Below are 20996 nucleotides of genomic sequence, written 5' to 3'. Positions count from 1 at the left end.
ACGGTCATGGCCGACTGGACATCAACCAATTTTCAAGGATGGCTGGTAGACAACGCTCACCTGCTCAAGCCACCGGTGGGCAACAAAGCAATGTTCCCCGAAGGGAAAGACCTCATCGTCATGGTCGTTGGCGGACCCAACTCACGCCAGGACTACCACGTCGACCCGTACGAAGAACTCTTCTACCAAATCAAGGGCAACATGCACATTAATGTGATCACGCCCGAAGGACCCCGCACCGTGCACGTTCGCGAAGGCGAAATGTACCTACTGCCCGGCAACACACCGCACTCCCCCCAGCGACCCGAAGAAGGGTCGATCGGACTCGTCATCGAACAAGTGCGGCAAGAAGGCGTGCTCGAAAAATTCCAGTGGTACCACCACACCGCCGACACTGCGACGCTCGTGCATGAAGTCGAACTACAGGTCACCGACATCGTCACAGACCTCCCGCCCGTGTTCGACGCTTTCTACGAACGCCTCGATACCCTGCAGGCGCCCGACGGCTCGCCTCTGCAGCGCGAACACCTCTCGCCCGTGGCATCCGGGGTGGCTCCGTAGCATCCGGGGCTGCTTGTGCGGGTGTCCTCGCGCGGCTACTCGCGTGGGCTTGGGCCGAGAACAGGAAATTTGCCGAGATCATGCTAATTCTGCAGAAATCTTCATGATCTCGGCAAATTTCCTATTTTCGGCAAACCCGTCGACCGCCCAGACCTATGTGATCGCAGATAGCCACGCCTCTTTTCGGTTCACGAGTCTTGAGCGCGCTCACGCCAGGTGAAGTCGTGCCTGGAGGGGACGATGAAATCAGCGATGATTCCTGGCGCACGTGCGACCGCTGGTTTCGGCGGTCAGGTAATCGTTGGGCGCGACCTTCAACGTTTGGCAATCACAGCGTCGAAGTCATAGTTCAGCCAGCGAGCCTGGCCTCGAGCGCCTGACGAAAGAGTTCGTCGGCTCGTTGCATGGCGGCAGCCTGCACTACGTCGTCGAAGGGCATAACGCCACCGTCGTGACGCGAAACGCAGCGCACAAGAGCATAGCGGCCGTCGCCACGGTCGACCGTGACAGTTGCGCCTTCGGCCAGGTCGAGTGCCGCAGCGATCACGGCATCGTCGCGCTCTTGCAGCTCGCGCACCGTGGTTTCGTCGATCTCGACCGAAAAGGTTTCCACAGCACGCCCGTCGTGCCATTCAGTCACCTCGATCACCACGTCATCGACGCGAGTAAAAGCCTCCGGATGCTGCTGATAAAACTCGCGCACGTCGTCAATCGTGAGTTCATCACGAAGCTTGTCGCGCAGACCCTGTGCCAGTTGTTCAACGTAGTCGCGATAGCGCTGCCACGTTGTCATCGTTTGGGCACCGAACTGTGTGTCGTTGGTCGGTACTGCGCTATCGTCCGCGAATTCTGCCGTCTCGAAGCGCTCGATAATGCCGGCCTCGATAGCCCAATCAATGATCGCAATATCGCGCTCCATGGCCGACTCTTTCGCGTCGAGCACGACGCCTTCGGCCTGTTCATAGACCGCCGCAACTTCGTGTTGCACGGTGGCAGGCGTGCAAGCTGCGGCAGTGGTAACGATACTCACCGTGAGCACGGCCGTGATCCCGGCACGGCAAAGCATGCGCGGGATCACGGCCGTGCGTGAAGAGCGTGTCACACAGCGCTCCGCGTGCGACGACGCAACCACCAACCGGCGCCAATAAGCAGCAGAGCCAGGCCTGCCAGTGTCGTCGGCCACGTCGAGCCCGTCATCGGCAGTTCACCGTCGGGGGCATCCCCCGCGTCTGAGCCGTCGTCATTACCGTCCGGCGAAGGCGCCGGAGTGGGCGCAACAGTCGGTTCGTCGGTGGGCTCGGGCGAGGGCTTCGGCTCATCGGTTGGCGTCGGCGTCGGTTCATCGGTCGGCTCCGGCTCGGGCGAGGGCTCCGGCTCCGGCTCGGCCTCCGTGTATTGCACAGCGCCGATGGTGAGGCCCTCGTCGGTATCGGTGATTCCGACAAGCGCGGCGGTGTCTTCTGCGGCATCCGGCGACCCCGGTAGAGGGTTGCCCAAGAAGTCGAGGTTGTAGAGCACACCATCGACAGCGGGCAGGTAACCACCAGCGGCGAAGTCGATACTTTCTCCTTCGAGCGCCAAAGCATGTATCTCGGTCGGAGTCATGTGACGACGATCGGTGAGCGTGCCGCCAAAGTGCTCGACTACCTCAGCCACGCTGACACCCACATTGCGCAGAATAGATTCTTCTTCGGGAATGTATCCGTCAAAGGCGTTGCCAGCGTGGATCCCTGCCAGCGGTTGCGTAGCTTCAGCGTTATCGGGTGCCGTGCCCAGGCCAGGCAAAACAGTATCGCCGGTGATAGCTTGCTCTTCTTCGTCTGGCACGGCAATGCCACCGGTATAGGCGTTGTTAAACAGCTTCGCCTTCGTCTTCATCGTGTCGGCCTCGCCCACGTAGAACCGTTGTCCTTCGGGGTAGTTGAACACGTTGTTGAAGATGAAAATCTCGCGGTTTCCCGTGCCAGCGGCAGAGTTGGCCAGGTCGAGCACACCACCGCGCGGTCCTTGCAACAGCATGTCCGACGAAATGGTGTTGTTGTAGATCATCGTTCCTGCCGCGGTTCCGCGAGCAAACTCGAAGGTCTTGTCGGCATCATTTTGACTGATGTTGTACCGAATCGTTGGTGCAGTGTGCGGGAAACCGTTCATGATCAACATGAACCCGCCCTCGTTGTTATGCGAGTAGTTGTACTGCATGACGCTGTATGCCGAAACGTGATCGGTGTCGAGCCCTTGACCGTCTTGTACGCCATGGGTGTGTGACACCTCGTTGTACTGAATAACGGTGTTGGTTGCTTGGAACGGCCAGATTCCGGCGTTGTACCCCGTGTTCTGGTAGCGCGAGTGCCGCGCCAGGTTGTATTCGATCAGTGCGCCGTCGGTGTCGCGCACGGTAATGGCGTCGCCACCCATGTAACGGAACTGGTTGTCGCGCACCACAACATTCGTTGAGGGGTACCAGTGCAAGGGCTGCCCAGGATTGTTCTGCAGCGACTGGTTAGCCCAGGCAGAGCTGACGAGCTTGATACCCGAACGGTCAACTCGCTCGAGAACATTGCCCTCGATCACGACGTCGTCGTACTTGGTCGGTACGCCACGGATCTCGCCCTCGACGACGCTCCCCTGCACATCAAAGAAGATTCCACCGTTCCACTTGACCGCGAGGTTGCCGTTCACGTCGTGAATGTAAAGGTCGCTAATCCGGATGCCGCGCACGACGCCAAAATCACGTGCCGAAACGTTCACCGCACGCAGGTCTTTCTCTCGGTTAGAGCTGGCGTTTAGTTCAAACGAGTCGTTGAACGACGGGTGCAGGTTGGTGATTTCCAGATCCGAAATCGTAATGTGTTCTTGGTTGAACAAACTGATGACGTTGTCGACCTCGCCTGCGCCGTTCAGCTGCGGGCGTGCTCCCTCACCATATGCCGCAACCGTAATGGGCGCTCCGGTTGATCCCGAACCCTGGAAGCGCAATGCGGCTGCTGCACCTTCAAACACGCTGCCGCGCTTGAGCAGAATCTTGTCTCCCGGTTCGAATGTGCGATCAAGATTGGTCAGCGTAGCCCACGCCTGATCACGGCTCGTACCGCTATTGGCGTCGTCACCATCGTTCGAGTCGATGTAGTAGCTCGTGGCCGATGTGGGAGTTGCGACAAAGTTGGCGACGAGGGTTATGGGCCCGTCGATTGATTCCGGCACCGTGAACGCCGGGCCATCGATGCGAGTGCCCTCAAAATACATGCCGTCAAATTCGTAACCACCCTTGGGGTACGTGGTCCAGCCCAGCTGCTCCCCCGCCGCAACGCGGTGCTGAGCCAACACCACGGCACCGCTTGCACGCTCTTCGTCTGCCTCGCCATCGGCAGTGATTGTCACGTTGGCGTCGAAGTACTCGGGAATGCGAGTAACAATCACGTTATCGAAGGCGACCGGAGCACCCGGCGTCATGTTGATGAGGCCGAGTCCTGCTGTGAGACCCGACCAGTTCGCGGTATCACGATCACCATCATCACGATTGTCATACGACAGCACCGGCACACCATCGGACGATACCGAAACGGTGTCGTCCGAGACATCGATGACGATGTTTCGTGATGTCTGGTTGAAGGTGTAGAGGGCGCTAGCGAGTTCGACATTGCTGCCGTTGGAGTCCATACGACGCAGGAGTGCCTTCGACCCATTCAGCGCGAGCACGTAACGGTCGTCGAAGCTGTCCCCACGAAAAGCAATCTGCGCGGTTCCGGCAGTAGCGTTGACCTTATATGCGTCGAACGCAATGCGATAGTTCGTCGCCTCGTTCCACGTGGTGCTATCGACGAAAGCGTGCGCGGCACCAGCATCCGGAGCAATGTGCAGAGCACCGTCAACCACGGCAAACACATTCTCGTTCGAGAACGTATACAGACCATGGCTGTTGAGTTCGTCACGGAAGTAGTCGGCGAACACCACATTCGGGTCTTCAGGTTCGTCGATGAACTTCGCGATGATGACGACACTGCCTGTCTTGTCATTAAAGGCAAACTGGTCGTCGGTAATGGTCAGAAGGCCATCGGTACTCGTGCCGGTGTCTTTGCGTAGCGACTCGTAACCGTCAAACACAAAGCCCGGCTCGACGCTGTAGCTGAGAGTAACGACATCGCCCTCGTTGCCCGAGGTGCGGTTGGCGCGAAGCGTGCCACCGGCCGTGGCCGGGTCGGTGTCGAGCACACCGTTGGTCATGGTCTCGACATCGACGGTGTATTCGCCGACAACCTCTTCTTCTGTGGTCGTCACCGTCACGCGGTCGACGCTAAAGTCTTGCGCGGGGAATTGCCCGGCAAACACCAGGCGACCCTGCCGTGCCGCAGCGGTTCCGGCATCGGCCACATCCAGGTGCTGCTGCCCGTTAACCGCCACGGTTACCCGATCACCGTCGACATTAATGGCAACCTCATGTGCCTCTCCCCCGGTATTCACCGGAAGATCCACACCGGATGCTGTCTCTAGCGTGGTCGTTGTGCCATTGACTACGCGCTCAAGCTTGAGAAGCTTGTGCGGGCCGTCCCACGTCACCTGGTGGCGGTCAGCGGCAGAAGCATTCGAAAAGAAGCCGATCTTTACCGCCGCGTTGGTGTTACCGGCGTTAATAAACAGGTCACTGGTGAGCGTAAAGTTCTGCGCGAGTACGTCTTCCGCCGAGACGATGCGGTTTTCGGGCCCGCCACCGGTGATCGTTGCCATGCCACCCGAGAAACTGATGGTCGTAGCGTCGTTCGCTTTTGTGGCTGCCCACCCCGAACCGTCGTTCGACGAGAAGTCATCATCGAACACAATGCGCGGAGCTTGCTGTGCGGCATCCGGGGTTTGCGCTGCCGCGGCGCTGGCAGGAGAAAAGACCACCGCTGCGACCACCATGGCCCATGCAGCTACTCCCGCCCACACGGTCTTTGATTTACGTTGTTGCATTCACCGTCACCACCGTTGCTGAGGTGCGGAGGTCAAGGACCCCCGCAGATTGAAGCGCAGCGTATTCCTGCGCGATACGGACGGCTGCTTCAGCAGCATCCGGAGAGGGGTTCCACATACGCTCGGCCACAGCCAACAGGCGTGGGAAGAGCATGGCAAGCAGATCGTTACCGTCGAGCACAAACTCCGACCACACGCAGGCTTGCAGGCCAACGCACCGCTCGTGGTTTGACTCCGGCCACGTAGCCGTGAGAATGTCGTTCACCGAAATAGCGGGCAACATACCTTTTTGCGGATGCTGCGCATGAGGGTCAACGCGGTTGAGGTAGAGGTAGCGGGCATCGGCAAAAACAAACTGCTGGTTCGCGTTCTTTATGCGCTCCATGCCGCGGTCTTCATCCCAGGCGATGACAAGCGCTTCATCATCATTCCAGAGCTGGCATGCGTCGTCCCACACGGCGACCTGCCTGCCGTGTGCGCGCAGTACGTCGGCCGCCTGCTGCATAAACCAGCCCTGCAGTTGGTCGGGGCGTTCCACGCCGCGCAGCGTCATCCACGCATCGATGTCAGGATCCGACGCCCACTGCTGGTGAGCACACTCGTCACCACCGATGTGAACGTATGGCGCGGGAAACAGTTCGATAACCCGCCGCATGACAGCAACGATAAAGTTTTGCGCTTCATCTGTTGGCCACAACAGGTCGTTGCGAGCAGGCCACCACATGTGCTCGCGCATCGATCCCTCCGGCAGCGGGAGCCCGGTAGGCCGACCCAACTCGGGGTAGGCCATAATGGCCGCCATCATGTGCCCGGGAAGATCAACCTCGGGCACAATCATCACGCCATGTCGCTGAGCATGGGCAACGACCTCAGCAATATCTGCGTCGGTATAAAAGCCGTTATGCCACTTGTCGTCTTGCTCTTGTGATGCCCGTGCCCGCGTATCGCCGCGCAACGCATGGTAATCATCGAACGTATCGCGTGGCAAGAAGGCTGCCTCTGCGGTGAGGTTGGGGTATTCCGGCACATGAAAGCGCCATCCCTGATCATCGGTGAGATGCCACTGTAAACGGTTGAATCCGTAGCGGCTAGCCAGTTCAATCACTCTCTTGATCGTCGCTACCGAGTGCCGAGTGCGCGCCGAGTCGATCATGAGCCCGCGCCATAAGAAGCGCGATTGCCGACCACGAGTAGGGCCCACGGCAACCGCGGGAAGAACATTGGCCATCAGCCCTTCACTGCTCCCGCCACCATGCCCTTAGAAATCTTGTTCTGTACGAGCACGAAGATGATGATGACGGGGATGGCGATAAGGGTGGCACCGGCCATAACAGCACCCCAGTCGGTGGCCTTCAAGCCCTGCTGGAACGACTGCAACCAAATCGGCAGCGTCACCGCGGAATCTTTCGACAGCACGATCAAAGCGAGAGTGTATTCGTTCCACGCAAAGAGAAAGCCAAACACTGAAGTCGAGATAATGCCCGGAACCAGTAGCGGCAGGGTAACGCGGCAAAAAGCGCCCACTCGCGAGCATCCGTCAACCATGGCGGCTTCTTCTAGTTCGACAGGAACGCCGTCGACAAAGCCGCGCATCATCCAGGCGATAAACGGCACAATCGTACCGATGTAGAGCACCGACAACCCGATGACAGAGTTGAGCAAACCCCAGCCATCCAGCATCCGGTATTGCGAGATAAACAGTGCCTCGGCCGGAATCATCTGCACCACCAGGATGGCGATGATCATCATGGTGCGACCGCGAAAACGGAACCGCGACAGCGCAAACGAGGCCAGCAGTGCGCCACCGGATGCAAAAATTACCGTGAGTGCACCCGCGGTGAGCGATGCACCCAGAGCGGGCCAAAAGTTTTTGTTGGTAAACGCGGTAATGAAGTTATTCCACGTGAAGTCTTGGGGGAGCAGGTGTGGTGGCCATGCCATGAGCTCGGATTCCGATTGAAAGGCCGAGTTGATCATCCAGTACACGGGGATGAGCCACACCAGCGCCAACAGCACACCAAAAAAGTTCGAGCCGGGGTTAGCAAAAAATGCTTTGCGGCGGGCGGCGCGGGCCGCAGCGGCAGCGCTCTGTTCCGAGACCACGCTGGGCGAGCTGGTAACAGACGAGCTGGTGGTTGCGGTAGCCATCAGTCGATTCCTCCCTGGCGGTAAAGCATTTGCAGGTATTTGCCGGTGAGAACCAGGGTCAGAATGAGGATGACCATGGCCAGCGCAGACGCCACGCCGTAGTCACCCTTGGCGATTCCAGTTTCGTACACGTAGGTGCCCAGCAGGTTTGTTTCACTGGCGATCCCGCCGGCCTGTTGCAGCACGTAAATCTGGGTGAAGACGCGCAGGTCCCAAATCACCTGCAGCACACCGATGAGCGAGATCACGGGGCCGATCATGGGCAACATGATGCGGCGGATCTGCTGAAAGTTAGAAGCCCCGTCGATCTCGGCAGCTTCGAGAACATCGCCGGGTACCTGCGCGAGGGCTGCATAGATGGTGATGGCCACGAGGGGGAGTGAGGCCCAAATAATGACGCCGGATGCTACGAGATAGAACGTCCAAAAGTTCTCACCCAACCAGTGGAAGTTTTTGAATCCGTCGAGCCCGATCGAAGTGAGCACGTAGTTGAGCAGGCCCGAGCGGGGGTCTACCAGCCACTGCCACACGGTGAGCGAGGCCAGGGCCGGCATGGCCCATACGACGATGAGCGTTGTGGTGAGGATTCCTCGTACGAGAGCGTTCAGCCGCAGCATGAGCACGGCAAAACCGACGCCGAAAACCATGGTGATGCCTGCGGTCCACGCGCAGAACAACACCGACTTAATGAATACGCTCCAGAAGTAGGGGTCGGTGACGATCGACTGATAGTTCGACAGCCCGGCCCATTCGGCTGGTTGGCCGAATTGTTGAGCCAGACCGAAGTGCTGGAACGACATGATCAACTGGCGCACAAGGGGGTAACCGAGTGCGACCAAGACCATGATGCTCGCGGGTGCCAGCAGCATCCACGGTGCAAGTTTGCGCCGCTTGTTGCTGACCGTTTTGCTCATCGGTCGGTTCCACTGTGAACGCCGCGGGGGCGCCACGGTGGGCCGGGCTGTCGTATGTGTCATTGCTGTGTTCGTGCCTTAGTTCACTTGTTCAGTGCTGCGTCAAGCTGCTCGTCGAAGTCTTTCGCGAGTGCCTTGACGTCTTCGCCCTTGGCTACGCGCGTAAAGAACTCGTTGAGCTGTGTAGCACCGAACGAAACACCCCACTCGGGGCTGTTGGGCGTGAGCTTGGAGTTGGTGATGACGTCTCCGGCAATTTCGCCGAAGGGCCCGGTTACTGCGTCGCTGTACGCGGTGTTGCCCGAAACCCAACCCTCTTCTGCCAGGCGCGTTTGGAAGCCTTCGCCGAAGATCACTTCGAGCGCCTTTTTCGCCAGTTCGGGGTTCTGCGAGTTAGCGGCCAGACCGATGTTTGATCCACCCGCGAACGTTGCACCGGGAACACCAGGAGTGCTGGAGGGCAGCGCGATAACGCCGACCTTGTCGGCATCCCACAGTTCCTGATCGATCTTGGTGCCGATGTTGCCGGTACCGATCAGCACGCCGGTCATGCCCTCGTTGAAGTAACGTTCGAACGACTTCTGGCCCGCTTGCGAGTCAAGGGCAAAGGTGGTGCCGTCGTTAAATGTCTTCTGCAGTGTTTCGAGTGCAGCGATCGACTCCGGCGATGAGGCCTGGCCAACCCAGGTGTCGCCGTCTTTCTTGGCATACTCAAAACCGTGGGCGAACAAGTACGAGCCGACTCCGTGGGTGTCGACGGCAGCGAGGTACATACCGGCGAAGTCTTCTACGCCTTCGGGGTTCGATTTTTGAAGCTCAGCAACGGCCGAGTCGAACTCTTCGATGGTTTGCGGCACTTCGATGCCTGCTGCCTCGAACAGGTCGGTGCGGTAGAACACTCCGCGAGCACCCGCATAGAAGGGGTAGGCGTAGATCTTGCCGTCGACTGTCGAAGCATCGACGAACGACGGAATGAGCGTGTCGCCGCCGAGGGTTTCTTTCATGTCGGTCACGTCAGCGAATGCGCCCACCGTGGTGAAGGTGGTGGTCTGCGTGTTTCCGATTTCGACGAGGTCGGGGCTTTCGTTCTTCGATGCGAGCGATGTTTGCAGCTTCGAAACGATGCCGTCCCACTGCTGAACTTCGATCTTGAGTTCGCTGCCGGGGTTTTGTTCGGCGAATTCGTCGATCAGGTAGTTTTGCGAGTCTTCAGAGAGCGACCCCTCCATGACCCACAGTCGTACTGTTCCGGATGCTGCGTCGTCGCCGCCGCCCGTGCTGGTGCCGGGTTCGGTCGAGCTGCACCCTGCCAGGGCCAGGGCCGTGATACCGACCGTGGCGCCCATAAGGACTTTACGAAACTTCATGATCCCTCCGATGGAATCGCGCCCCATGAGCTCACTGCCGTACGGAGCGGTATGCAGGTTCTCGGCGTTGAGGTGTTGTGAGCCGTTCTACAGAATGCCTAAAGAATGCGATAGTGTCAAGTGAGTAAACAGAATCCTTCTTCACGTGAAACTTCATCGGGCGAGATTCGCTCAAAAAGTTCATTTGCTGAATACCCGGAATTGAGTGACGACGTGAGCACGCTTACCCCCAACGCCCAGCGACTGCTGCGCGAGCTCATTGTGCATGGGCCGGGGTATCGGGCTGATTTAGCGCGTTCCCTCGATGTTTCGCGCGCAACCGTGACGAATCTCGTCAACCGTCTTAGTGCTGACGGTTGGGTAGAAGAGGTCGACGCTGAACCAGGTGTGCTCAAGAACCTGCTGGGTACAACACCACAGTTGGGCGTCCTTGCCTCACTCATGTTTCTGGTCGATACCTGTTCGGTGACGATTGCAACTCTCGACGGCCGGGTGTTAAAAGAATTGACAGTCTCGGGTCAGGTCGCCACGGTTGCTGCGGAGCGTATTGCGGCCGGTGCCGACCTGGTTGAGCGGCTGGTCGGCGAGGTGGGGTTGCATCCGGATGCTGTGCTCGCGCTGCACCTTGCTGTCGATACACAGATGGATTCCCGTTCGGGTGATGTGTATGCGCAACGGGCTTCCAGTCGCTGGTACGGGGTGAACCCCAAGGCGTATTTGTCGGAGCGTTTTGGTGTTCCGGTGTACACCCAAAACACAGCTCGACTCGAGGGTCTAGCTGAGTATTTGTGGGGTCGCGGGCACGGACACGACAACGTTTTGTATGTCGATGTGAGTTACGGCGTGACATCGGGTCATGTTCTCGACGGCATTTTGCAGTCGGGAGCTCGGGGTGGTTCGGGCGAGCTCGGCCATACCGTGTACGACTGGAATGGTCCTTTGTGCACGTGCGGTAACGCCGGTTGCCTGATGCAATATGTGTCGATTCCGGCGATGTTGCGTGACGATGCCACGGCGGCCGGTGCACCGAGCTCGTGGCAAGAGTTTTGTGATCGAGTGCGATCAGCCGAGGCATCTGCCGTGGGCATTGTGGATCGTGCGGCCGAGGTTTTGGGTCGGATGCTGGTGAATACGTGTCATGTCATTGATCCGGCGCTCGTGGTGTTGAGCGGTGAGGTGCCGCGCGCGTTGCCGGGTTTTGTTGATGCGGTCGCGGTAACGGTGCGTGATCGGGCCTTGCCGCTGGTCGGTAGGCACGTGCAGATCGTGGCTGCGGAGCTCGATGACATGTATGCCTCGACCGCGCGCGCCGGTATTGAGTCTTTGCGTGCTGTGGACGACGTTGTCGCAGCTGCTACCGCGTTGTGACGCGTGAGACCGCGAGGTCAATGTATTCGATGCTGCGCCGACGAGCGTAATGTGCCGACATTCTTATTGTGGACGCAATTGGGCGCTGTGGGAACAGGCGACCACGGATTCAGAAGCTCGTCTCCGCGTGGAATCAAGGGATTCGCGAGGATGCCGACGACGCGGGTGAGGTTGATGATGAGCGGATCGCGGCGTCAGTGGAACCAAGTAAACGACCTCGAACACGGCTCACGGACAACGAAGTGGACGGTATGCGAACAGCGCGCGACCTTGGCGTAAGCGTGAAGGCCATCGCGAAGCAGTTCGGGATTCACCGGGGCACGGTGTGGGCGAAGACTCGATAGCGGCGTGGGAGTTGAACTGATCCGTTCCCCCTCGCACACGAAATCGTGAATCGGCGTTCTGCCGCATGATTCCGCGGTTTCTGCGAGGCCCACCTGTGGATAACTGCACCGCGATTCACAACCTAGCAGCGTCGGTAGCACATGAGTTAGCACATGAAAGCGGGCCGGATCACGAGAAGCGGCCTATCCGATGGCCACGCCAAAGAGTGCCCCAATGGCGTATGTGGCGATCATGGTCGCTGAGCCCATGACCACGTTCCGGAGAATTGCGCGACCGCGCGGCGCGCCACCGAGCGCAGCGCTGATCCAACCGGTGAGGAAGAGGCCGATCACAACTGCGATGGCTGCGATCCAAACTCGGTGTCCGCCGACGGGGAGCAAGATCATGATGAGTGGGATCAGCGCTCCAACGGCGAACGCAATGAACGATGACACGGCGGCTGCCCACGGGCTTGTGAACTCTTCATGGTCGATTCCGAGTTCGACCTCTGCGTGAGCGGCGAGAGCGTCCGTCTCGGTAAGCTGCACCGCGACCTGATGTGCGAGGTCATCTGAGAGGCCCCGCTGTCGATAGAGCTCGGTGAGTTCTTCAAGCTCCTCCTCGGGCATGGTTTCGAGCTCCCACCGTTCTTTTGCGATGAGCGCTTTCTCTGTGTCGCGTTGGGTGCTCACCGAAACATACTCTCCGCCAGCCATTGAGAACGCCCCGGCAACTACGGCGGCGATACCGGCCGTCGCGATTGCCAGTACGTTGTTTGGTGTAGCGGCAGCGACACCGACGACGACACCCGCGGTAGAGACGATGCCGTCGTTTGCGCCGAGCACCCCTGCACGTAGCCAGTTCAAACGTTGGCCCACGTTCTGCAGGTGGGCTTCGCCGGGATGCGGCGTGGTGCTTGAGTCGGATGCCATATTGTTCATTTCCTGTCTTGGGTCGTGCTGAAGTGAAGTTGTTCCGTCGATGCGACTGGTGATGATCGTGTGATTCGCTCAGATCGTGGGCCGACTGCACGGAGTGCGCCGAGGATGGCCACCAGGTCAACGACTTCTTGCAGCCACGCGCCGAGGAGTGCTGGGAGGAACCCGAAGGCGGCGATGAGCATGAGGCCGACGCTGATGATGATGCCGAGCCAGATGCTTTGCAGTGCGATCCGCACGGTGTCCTTGCCGATGCTCACCGCGCGCGGCAGGGCCGAGAGCGTGTCGTAGCGGTTCACGATGTCCGCAGACTCCGATGCTGCGGTTGCACCGCGCGCCCCCATTGCGAAGCCAATATCCGCAGCAGCGAGCACCGGGGCATCGTTGAGGCCGTCACCGACCATGATGAGCGGGCGGGGCTGCACGCTACTGACAATGCGAACTTTGTCGCCGGGGCGGCACTCCGCGTGCACCTCGCTGATTCCAAGGCGCCGCGCGATGGGTTCGGCGGTGGCTGCAACGTCTCCGGTGACCATGAGCGTACGCTCGATACCGAGTGCGCTCAGCTGACGGAGAGCCTGGGCTGCTTCTTCGCGCACTTGGTCGCGCATGACGATGGCTCCGGCGAAACGGCCATCGACTGAGACGTAGATTGCGAGTTCCCCTGGAGCAAGGTCTGCCAGCACGAGGTCCGGCGCGGAGTGGCGCACCCAGGAGGGCTTGCCGACACGAACCGTCACTGCCTCAGGTGCGTCAGGAGTGCGGAACACAGCCGCGACTCCGTTTGTCGCGATCTCCTCGGCATGTTCGGCTTCGACGAGCGACAAGCCGTGCTGTTTCGCGGCCTGCATGACGGAGTCCGCAAGCACGTGAGAGGAGTACACCTCCGCTGAGGCTGCGAAACGCAGCAGCTCGTCTTCGCTGGCGCGGTCGGCGGGCAGAAGGCGTTCGAGCACTGGCTTGCCGGTAGTGATGGTGCCGGTCTTATCGAATGCCGCCGAGCGGGCTCGTGAAAGCTGTTCGAGGGTGCCGCCGCCCTTGACGATCAGCCCGAACCTCGCGGCACGGCTCATGCCACCGAGAAACGCGACCGGCGCGGCGATCAGCAGCGGGCATGGGGTCGCCACCACCAGCACCTCGGCAAACCGGACAGCCTCTCCACTGACCGCCCACGCGATCCCGGCGATCACGAGCGCGAGCACTGTGAACGGCACCGCGTACCGATCTGCGAGCCGCACGACTTTGGCTTTGCTCCCCGCGGCTTGTTCGACGAGCCGAACAATCTGCTGATACTCGCTCTCGGCGGCCGGAGCCGCAGCCCGCATGGTGACTGCGGCCTGTCCATTCACCGCACCGCTCGACACTTTCTCTCCCGCGTCACGCTCAACGGGCAGACTTTCACCGGTCAATGACGACTCATCGAACACGGCGTGCTCGGAGACGAGGATCGAGTCCACAGGCACGAGTGCACCCGGCCGCACCAACAACAGATCACCCACCTCGACTTCTTCGACCGGTATGTCCTCGGTCGTGACCTCGGCAGTATGCCCGTGCATGTCCGCGCCGGGTGCGCTTGGGGCGAGGATGCGCGTGGCCTGCTGGGGTGCCTTACGCAGCAGCGCGGTCAGTTCCCGCTTCGAACGGTTCTCAGCGTAATCTTCGAGGGCCGCCCCGCCGGTGAGCATCAGCACCACCACGAGCGCCGCCCACGGCTCCCCAACGAGCACTGCAGCGGTGATTGCCGTCACCGCAAGAATGTCGAGCCCGGCGTGCCCTCGGATGAGCTGCCGGATCATCCCGACCGCCTCCCACCCGGCAATCACGAGCGCATACGCACCCACAATCCAGCTGGCCGACTCAATGGCCGGAGTCGCTAAAAGAACCAACCCGATCATAGCCACCAACAGTGTTGCGATCACGAGTGGATATGCCCTGACCAGAGATGAAAAACGGCTCATGCTTCAATCCTCCCAGGCGGGCACGCTTCTCGCATTGCAGGCCAGCCTCGCCTGAGTATCCGCGTAGCGCGTTCAGAGCAGCAATGCCCCGGCTCCTGCGGCCCCGAGCACTACCGCCCATGCCGGTGTTTTCCAGGACGTGAGTGCGACAAACGCGAGTGCCGCGACGACGAGTGATGCGGCGTTCGTGACACCCGCGGTGAATACGGGGTCGTACAGCGCGGCGGCGAGCAGCCCGACGACTCCGGAGTTCACGCCCGTCAGCACACGCTGCACTCTCGGCGCACCACGCAACCGCTCCCAGAAGGGCAGCACCCCCATCACGAGCAGCGCAGACGGCAGAAAGATCGCGAGCAGCGCAATGGATGCGCCGAGCAGCCCACTCGGGCCGCCCGTGGTGACCGCTCCGAGAAACGCGGCGAAGGTGAACAGCGGCCCTGGCACCGCCTGCGCGGCACCATACCCCGCGAGGAACGCACCCGGCTCCACCAGTCCAGTCTGCACTGTCTCAGCCTGCAAAAGCGGGAGCACGACATGCCCGCCGCCGAACACGAACGACCCCGCACGATAGAAGGTGTCAATCAGGCCTACCGTGGCGTTGCCGGTGAACACAGCAAAAATCGGCAACCCTGCGAGCAGCATGACGAACACAGCCAGGCTCAACCATCCGACTGCGGGCCGCAGGCGCACCCGGAAACGCGGTTCATCGTTCTCGGTCGTGCTCGGGGATCGACAGACGAAGAACCCCGCGATCCCGGCCAAGGCCATCGCGCCGAACATCGTCAGCGGGCCGGGTACGAGCAGCACGACAGTGAGCACCCCGACAGCAATCGTCGCTCGTCGCGCATCAGGCGTGAGTGACTTTGCCATCCCGAGCACAGCATGACCCACGACCGCGACCGCCGCAGCCTTCAGGCCCAGCACCCATCCAGCCTGCGATACGTCGCCAAGGGTCGATACGCCGAGCGCGAACCCGAACAGCAATACCGCAGATGGCAGTGTGAACCCGAGCCATGCCGCGACAAGACCGAGTATTCCAGCTCTCTGCAAACCGATCGCCATGCCGACCTGGCTTGATGCCGGGCCGGGAAGAAACTGGCACAATGCGACAAGATCCGCATACGCGCGATCACCCAGCCATCTGCGTCGCTCGACGAACTCTGCTCGAAAATATCCAAGATGAGCGACCGGGCCACCGAACGACGTGCACCCTAACCTCAAGAACACCAGAAGGACCAGCAATGGCGCGCCAAAGTCGGTTCGACGGCCACTTTCTGCGGATAACATTTCTTACTCAGAATGGGGCACCATCCGGGACTGGCGCTACTCGCCGCGCTGCATTCACGCAGTGTTCACTCGCGGCTCAGAAGCCGTCACCGACTTACGCGAACCTTCCGTGTCGCACAGTGCGATTCTAAGATCGCTCTGCTGACTTCTGAATGGACGCAGGCTACCCGCGATAGTGGCGGCTCCTTCGGCTTACCGGCCCAGAGTTGGCCCGTCGTGGCTCGGACTGGTTCGGCTCTGACGGGAAGCGCCGAGCTGACGTGCACGCTCGGCAAGCATGCGGGCGGTCTCACGCTTGGTTTCCTCGGATGCGCGAGTCTGCTTGATCCGCTCGACCGCCTCGGCGGGAGTGAGCTCGCGCAGCACCTCGGCCTCGGCGCAGGCGTGCCGTGCAGTGCGGGTCGCATCCTCGACCTGTCTGGCAGGTCGGGCGTTGACGTAGACACCGGGATTCTTCCTCACCGCGTCTTCCCCAAAGATGCGTGCATAGACGGCGATACTGGGCCAGGGGTTCGGCTCCAGCGCGGCATGCAACGCGTGCGCAGCCGTAGCCCGCTGCTGCTCGGCTTCGATCACGCGCGGGTCGGCCTCGATCCGGGGCCGGGTGACGCGCTCGACCCATGCAGCTTGGTTCTCGTTCCATCGGGGCGGTTCGCCCCAAGCCTTCGTGAGCTTCCGCTTCGCGCTGCGGGCTGTGCCTTGAGCGGTGTCGTGTTCGGCGATCGCGCGGCGCTTCTTGAACATCCCCGCAGCGCGCACCTTGTCGAGTGCCTTCTTCTCGGCGGTATCGGCGGCCTGCCAATCGGTGAGCGCTTCCGCAGCTTGTGCGGTCAGCGGTTCAGCAACCTCAGAGCGTACGAGTTCGACGTGTCGCTTCGCTTCGTCGTTCGTCTGGGCTGCCTGGTCGTGTTCGGTGCGCTGCCGCACGTACAAGTCGTCCAGGGCGTCGGATGCTTGCTGCCAGCGTGCCGCTCGCGTCTCGGCCTGCTCGGCGCGCCGGATGAGCGCCGCTATCTCAGTGGTGACGAGTTTCGCTGGGCCGTCGTCGACGAGACCTCGCACGGCTTCTGCTGCTTGCTGTGTGGCGTCGGTGAGTCCTCGGTCTGCGCGGTCGCGTTCGAGAGCGTCGATGAGCTGCTCCCGCGCCTCAGCCGTGCTGTCGGCGATGATGTGCAACTGGTTTCCGCCGGTGCCTCTGGTCATGCCGACATAGACCGCAGCTCCGCTCATGGCATCGGTGAGGATCGTGTGCGACTTCGGCACGGTGATGCCCTGCACCCCGTAGGCGGTCGAGGCATAGGCAAGGTGCGCGTGCTCGGCAACGTAGGCGGCGGGCAGCCGCACGGTGCGCTCGCGCTTCCGGTCGCCGCCCACCTCGATCGCCCACAGCACCCCGTCGTCGGCGACGTGCTGCACGACCCACAGTTGACGGTTCGCCACCCCCAGGCCGGTGTCGTTCTTCCGTGTCTGGATCACATCGCCCCGCCCGATGGGGAGGCCATCGCTGCCGATCGCGGTCGCCTGATCGTCAACGGCCCCGGCGCGTAGACGCTCGTCACGGATGCGCACGTTCAGCCGCGCAGCCTCGTCGTTCGTGGCGACCGTGACCGCCGCCCCGTCGCTCCGCTGCTGCGCGATGTACTCGTGCAAGTGCTCGGTGTCGGCGTGCAGGCGGATCAGCCCGAGCACGTTGAGTTGGTCGAAGATCGCGCCAGGGTCGTCACGGTCACGCAACCGCACCGACAGGTGCGCGTAGGCGGCATCGGTGAAGCGATGCACCTCGTTCATGTCTATGGTGCGACCCCGAATCTGCGCGGCCATATCGAGCACGCCCCCGCGACCGACTGCGGGGAGCTGCGCCCGGTCACCGACGAGCGCGAGGATCGCGCCCGCTTCGGCGGCAACGGTGAACAACGCCAGGGCGCTTTCCTGGTCGAGCATCCCCGCCTCATCCACCACAATCCGCTCACCTTCGCGGAGCCGTGCCGTCTCGGGTGGGCCGATGTAGGTACGGCCCGTCTCGGGGTCGAGGTCGCCGGGTGCGAGGCGCGTCCATACCCCGTCGGTGTTCCACCTGTAGCCGTGGGCGTGGATGAGCGCGGCCACCGAGTCCGCCGGGATGCCGAGGGTCTGGTGTGCGACGTCGGCGGCCTTCTTCGTCGGCGCAACCACCCGTACCGAACGTCCTTCCCGCTCGGCGGCGGTGATGGCGGTGGCGAGCATGGTCGTCTTCCCGCTACCGGCTGCCCCTTCCACGATCACCAGCGGATCAGTCGAGGCAAGGGCTACGGCCGCTGCGGTCTGCCCGGCGTCGAGGCCGGCGGCCTGCGCCAACTGGCGCACGTCCGGCACTGCCGGCTCGATCTTGGGTATGCGGGCGGCGAGGAGGTCGCGCAGTTCCGTTTCAGCCTGCATGACGCGCACGCTCGTCAAATGCGCCACATGCTCCAGCCGGGGCGCATCCGGTGGGAGGATCGAGAAGCAGTCCTCCAACGCCAACCGCGATGCGGCCGTGATGAAGTCGCGTATCTCGGTAGGGGTAGCACGGACGCCGTATTCGGTCATGATTCGGGTTGCGTGCTCGGTCACCGTGTGAGCCGTCCATGCGGAACTGGATGCGGCGCAACGGTCGAGCGTGCGAGATGCAACGTCCTGCACGCTCAGGTCATCCAATCGCACCGATGCGCGCGGTGCTGGCCGTTGCAGCGTTGCGGGGTCGTATCCGGCCTCGCGCAGTTCCCTCACCCATCCGGTTTCCTCGGTCAGGGTGGTGGGCTTCTTCGCGGGGCGTTCATGCGCCCACGCCTCCGCTCGGAGACGGGTGGCGACGACCGGCCCCATGCTCTCGCCTGGGTGCGCGTGATCCCATTCGGCTTCGAGGCGTTCGAGGTTCGTGCCTACTTGCTTGCCGCGCTTGCTCATCAGCGCGTTGAACGGCTGCAACTCGGTGACCTCGCCGGTGGCGGGGTCGAGAGTCAGGCCGTGCCGCTCCAACGTATCCGCGAGGCCGGGGCTGGCAGCGATCACGGCCGTGCCGAGAGCGCGGATCGTGCCCTGCTGCTTGAACAGTGCGGCGGTGAACAGGCCACGCCATTTCCCTGCCGCGAACACGCGTGAGCCGATCTGCATGTGAATGTGCCGGTGCGGATCACCCGCCCGACTCGTCCGGTGAGTGATCCCGACGACATGCATCTGCTCGACAGGTACGACCTCCTGCGCCCCCAATGACCCCACACGAGTCACCGAGTGCTGGGCGAGCCACCGCCGAATCTCCGCCAGGGCATCTTGCTGGGCGGCATCGAGCGCATCAGAGACCTCCGGGTGCAGCGCAGCGGCGATCGACAGCGACTTGGGCGTGTTGATGACCATTTCCATGAACCGGGGCGAGCCCTGCCGATCAGACCCCGCCCGGCGTGGCTTGCCCATCGACTCGCCCGTGAGCGGGTTCGTCCAGTCCACCCACCCTGCATACGCTTCGGGGTCAAGGGCAAGCTCAGCGGTCACCGCGCCCGATCCGTCGAGCGCCACGAACTGCGCGACGGTCGCTTCCGCGCCCAGGTAGTAGTCGTCAGCGCGGGAGCGATCGGCCTCGACATAGCGCAGTGCATCGGCCCCGGTGCCCCGGAACAGGATCACGCCGCCATGCATCTCGACCACCTTCAATCCGCCGCTTCGCTCAACTAGCGTATCAGCAACTACGGCACTTAGGATACGTTCATTCTGGTTTGAATGGTCAAGAGGGTGACGGGAGAACTCAGGATGCGCTCAGGCGATGGGAGTGATTCTGAAGCGAGGCGTTAGGTGATGATGGGGGCGAGTTTTCGGATGCCCTGGGCGATCTGGGCGGGGGTGGCTGCGCCGTAGGAGAAGCGCAGGAAGGGGGCGGGGGGTTCGTTGACGAAGAAGTGTCGCCCGTCTCCGACGAGCACCCCGGCAGCATAGGCGTCGCTGCTGATCTGGTGGGTGTCTGCTCCGTGAGGCAGTTTCGCCCAGAGGTGGATGCCCCCACCCGGGACGCCTTGAATGCGGACGCCGGGCAGGGTCTGCCTGATGGCTGCGGTGAGGGTGTCGCGGCGTTCGGCGAGTTCGATGCGGAGGCGTTTGAGGTGTCGCGCCCACACGTTCGAGGTGAGCAGGGTTAGGGCGATTTCTTGGACCATCGGTGCGACGCAGAGGTCGTCGCCGGTGCGGGAGGCGCGGAGCCGGTCACCGGCGGGGCCGCGTGCGATCACTGCCCCGATCCGGAGTCCGGGCGAGGCGGGTTTGGAGAGCGTGGTGATGGTGACGACGTGCCCGTTCGGGTCTTCGGTGATCAGCGGCGGCGGGGTGCGCCCGTCGATGCCGAGGTGTCTGGCCCAGTCGTCTTCGATGATGAACGCGCCGTGTTGGGCGGCGAGGTCGAGCACCTGCGTACGTCGTTCTCGACTGAGCACGGTGCCGGTCGGGTTGGCGTAGCTGGGTTGGAGGTAGATCACCCGCGCGCGGGTACGTTCCAGCTCATCGGCCAGCCGTTCGACGATGATCCCGTCTTTGTCGGCGGGCACGGACGCGATGGTCAGGCCCGCGCTTTGGGCGGCGAGGATCGCGCCGGGGTAGCTGGGGCTTTCGGTGATTACGGTCGCCCCCGGTTCGGCGAGGGTGCGCATGGTGAAGACCAGGCCCTGTTGCCCGCCGGAGACCACGAGCACGTCACCGGGATCGGCCCGGTATTCGGTCGCGAACACCCGGCGAAGCTCGGGGGAACCTGCCGGTGGGGTCATCATCCACGACCGGTTGCTTTTCGCGGCTCGGGAGCCGATGCGATGCATCTCGTCATTGGGCAGCAGCTCGGGGGCGAGGTATCCCCAGGACAGCGGAATGTGCTCGGGGGTGCCGTACCCACCCAGGCGCGACGCCCGCTCAGTGTCCACGCGGGCGGGGCCGAGCGCCTGCGACTGCCACGCGAAATCCGGTTCCGAGAGTTGCTCCCGCTCGGCGATGAATGTACCCCGGCCAGGTTCGGCCCGCACCAGGCCTAGGGCGGTGAGTTCTGACAGTGCGGCAGAGACGGTGGCGGCACTCGCTTGGAACTCTTTTGACAGTTCCCGCACTCCCGGCAGCTTCTCCCCGGCGGGCGCAGCTCTCACTCGCTCGCGCAGGCGTGCCGCAATCACTGACGCTCTGTTATCATTGGACATGAACCCA

The 20996-nt window shown here is 62.0% G+C and carries 13 protein-coding genes; 2 read left to right on the top strand and 11 right to left on the bottom strand.

The annotated features are described in order from the left end of the window. The first annotated feature begins 6 nt into the window (after nt 1–6). On the top strand, nt 7–561 hold the full coding sequence (gene nbaC, locus ACQUSW_RS08345) for a 3-hydroxyanthranilate 3,4-dioxygenase (RefSeq protein WP_428931825.1): 555 nt from the start codon (nt 7–9) through the stop codon (nt 559–561). Between the two features lie 349 nt (nt 562–910). On the opposite strand, the gene ACQUSW_RS08340 is transcribed toward nbaC, so the two are convergent. The 6 genes from ACQUSW_RS08340 to ACQUSW_RS08315 form a co-directional block, all read right to left on the bottom strand. Beyond that, nucleotides 911–1663: a peptidylprolyl isomerase gene (locus ACQUSW_RS08340; RefSeq protein ID WP_428931824.1), complete on the bottom strand. Its 753-nt coding sequence runs from the start codon at nt 1661–1663 to the stop codon at nt 911–913. Beyond that, nucleotides 1660–5508 (bottom strand): right-handed parallel beta-helix repeat-containing protein, encoded by a 3849-nt coding sequence (locus ACQUSW_RS08335; RefSeq protein ID WP_428931823.1) that lies wholly within the window; start codon nt 5506–5508, stop codon nt 1660–1662. Before ACQUSW_RS08335 ends, ACQUSW_RS08340 begins: the two co-directional genes overlap by 4 nt. Next, entirely contained in the window at nt 5495–6736 is a 1242-nt protein-coding gene (locus ACQUSW_RS08330) for a family 20 glycosylhydrolase (RefSeq protein WP_428931822.1), read from the bottom strand. Before ACQUSW_RS08330 ends, ACQUSW_RS08335 begins: the two co-directional genes overlap by 14 nt. Beyond that, complete coding sequence (locus ACQUSW_RS08325; protein ID WP_428931821.1) at nt 6736–7656, bottom strand: carbohydrate ABC transporter permease; 921 nt, start codon at nt 7654–7656, stop codon at nt 6736–6738. Before ACQUSW_RS08325 ends, ACQUSW_RS08330 begins: the two co-directional genes overlap by 1 nt. Beyond that, on the bottom strand, nt 7656–8570 hold the full coding sequence (locus tag ACQUSW_RS08320; RefSeq protein WP_428931820.1) for a carbohydrate ABC transporter permease: 915 nt from the start codon (nt 8568–8570) through the stop codon (nt 7656–7658). Before ACQUSW_RS08320 ends, ACQUSW_RS08325 begins: the two co-directional genes overlap by 1 nt. Nucleotides 8571–8653: 83 nt before the next feature. Further along, entirely contained in the window at nt 8654–9937 is a 1284-nt protein-coding gene (locus ACQUSW_RS08315) for an extracellular solute-binding protein (RefSeq protein ID WP_428931819.1), read from the bottom strand. Nucleotides 9938–10150: 213 nt separating this feature from the next. Between ACQUSW_RS08315 and ACQUSW_RS08310 the strand changes: the two genes are divergently transcribed. Continuing rightward, entirely contained in the window at nt 10151–11305 is a 1155-nt protein-coding gene (locus ACQUSW_RS08310; RefSeq protein ID WP_428931818.1) for an ROK family transcriptional regulator, read from the top strand. Nucleotides 11306–11832: 527 nt separating this feature from the next. Here the strand turns inward: ACQUSW_RS08310 and ACQUSW_RS08305 are convergent. The 5 genes from ACQUSW_RS08305 to ACQUSW_RS08285 all read right to left on the bottom strand — a co-directional run bounded on the left by ACQUSW_RS08305 (nt 11833) and on the right by ACQUSW_RS08285 (nt 20989). Continuing rightward, nucleotides 11833–12561 carry a VIT1/CCC1 transporter family protein gene (locus ACQUSW_RS08305; RefSeq protein ID WP_054682433.1) on the bottom strand — a complete coding sequence of 243 codons (729 nt, stop codon included), beginning with the start codon at nt 12559–12561 and terminating at the stop codon, nt 11833–11835. Between the two features lie 5 nt (nt 12562–12566). Continuing rightward, the gene (locus ACQUSW_RS08300) at nt 12567–14525 is read right to left on the bottom strand and encodes a heavy metal translocating P-type ATPase (protein ID WP_428931817.1); all 1959 of its coding nucleotides are present in this window, start codon (nt 14523–14525) and stop codon (nt 12567–12569) included. Nucleotides 14526–14597: 72 nt separating this feature from the next. Next, nucleotides 14598–15812 (bottom strand): chromate efflux transporter, encoded by a 1215-nt coding sequence (gene chrA / locus ACQUSW_RS08295; RefSeq protein WP_428931816.1) that lies wholly within the window; start codon nt 15810–15812, stop codon nt 14598–14600. 192 nt (nt 15813–16004) lie between these two features. Then, on the bottom strand, nt 16005–19469 hold the full coding sequence (mobF, locus tag ACQUSW_RS08290) for a MobF family relaxase (RefSeq protein ID WP_428931891.1): 3465 nt from the start codon (nt 19467–19469) through the stop codon (nt 16005–16007). A gap of 140 nt (nt 19470–19609) precedes the next feature. Next, nucleotides 19610–20989 carry an aminotransferase-like domain-containing protein gene (locus ACQUSW_RS08285; RefSeq protein WP_428931815.1) on the bottom strand — a complete coding sequence of 460 codons (1380 nt, stop codon included), beginning with the start codon at nt 20987–20989 and terminating at the stop codon, nt 19610–19612. Nucleotides 20990–20996: the final 7 nt, after the last annotated feature.

Source organism: Microbacterium luticellae (assembly GCF_050408645.1).
Classification (GTDB): Bacteria; Actinomycetota; Actinomycetes; order Actinomycetales; family Microbacteriaceae; genus Microbacterium.
The sequence above is the reverse complement of the archived record's forward strand: the minus strand, read 5'-3'. Positions and strand labels throughout refer to the sequence as shown.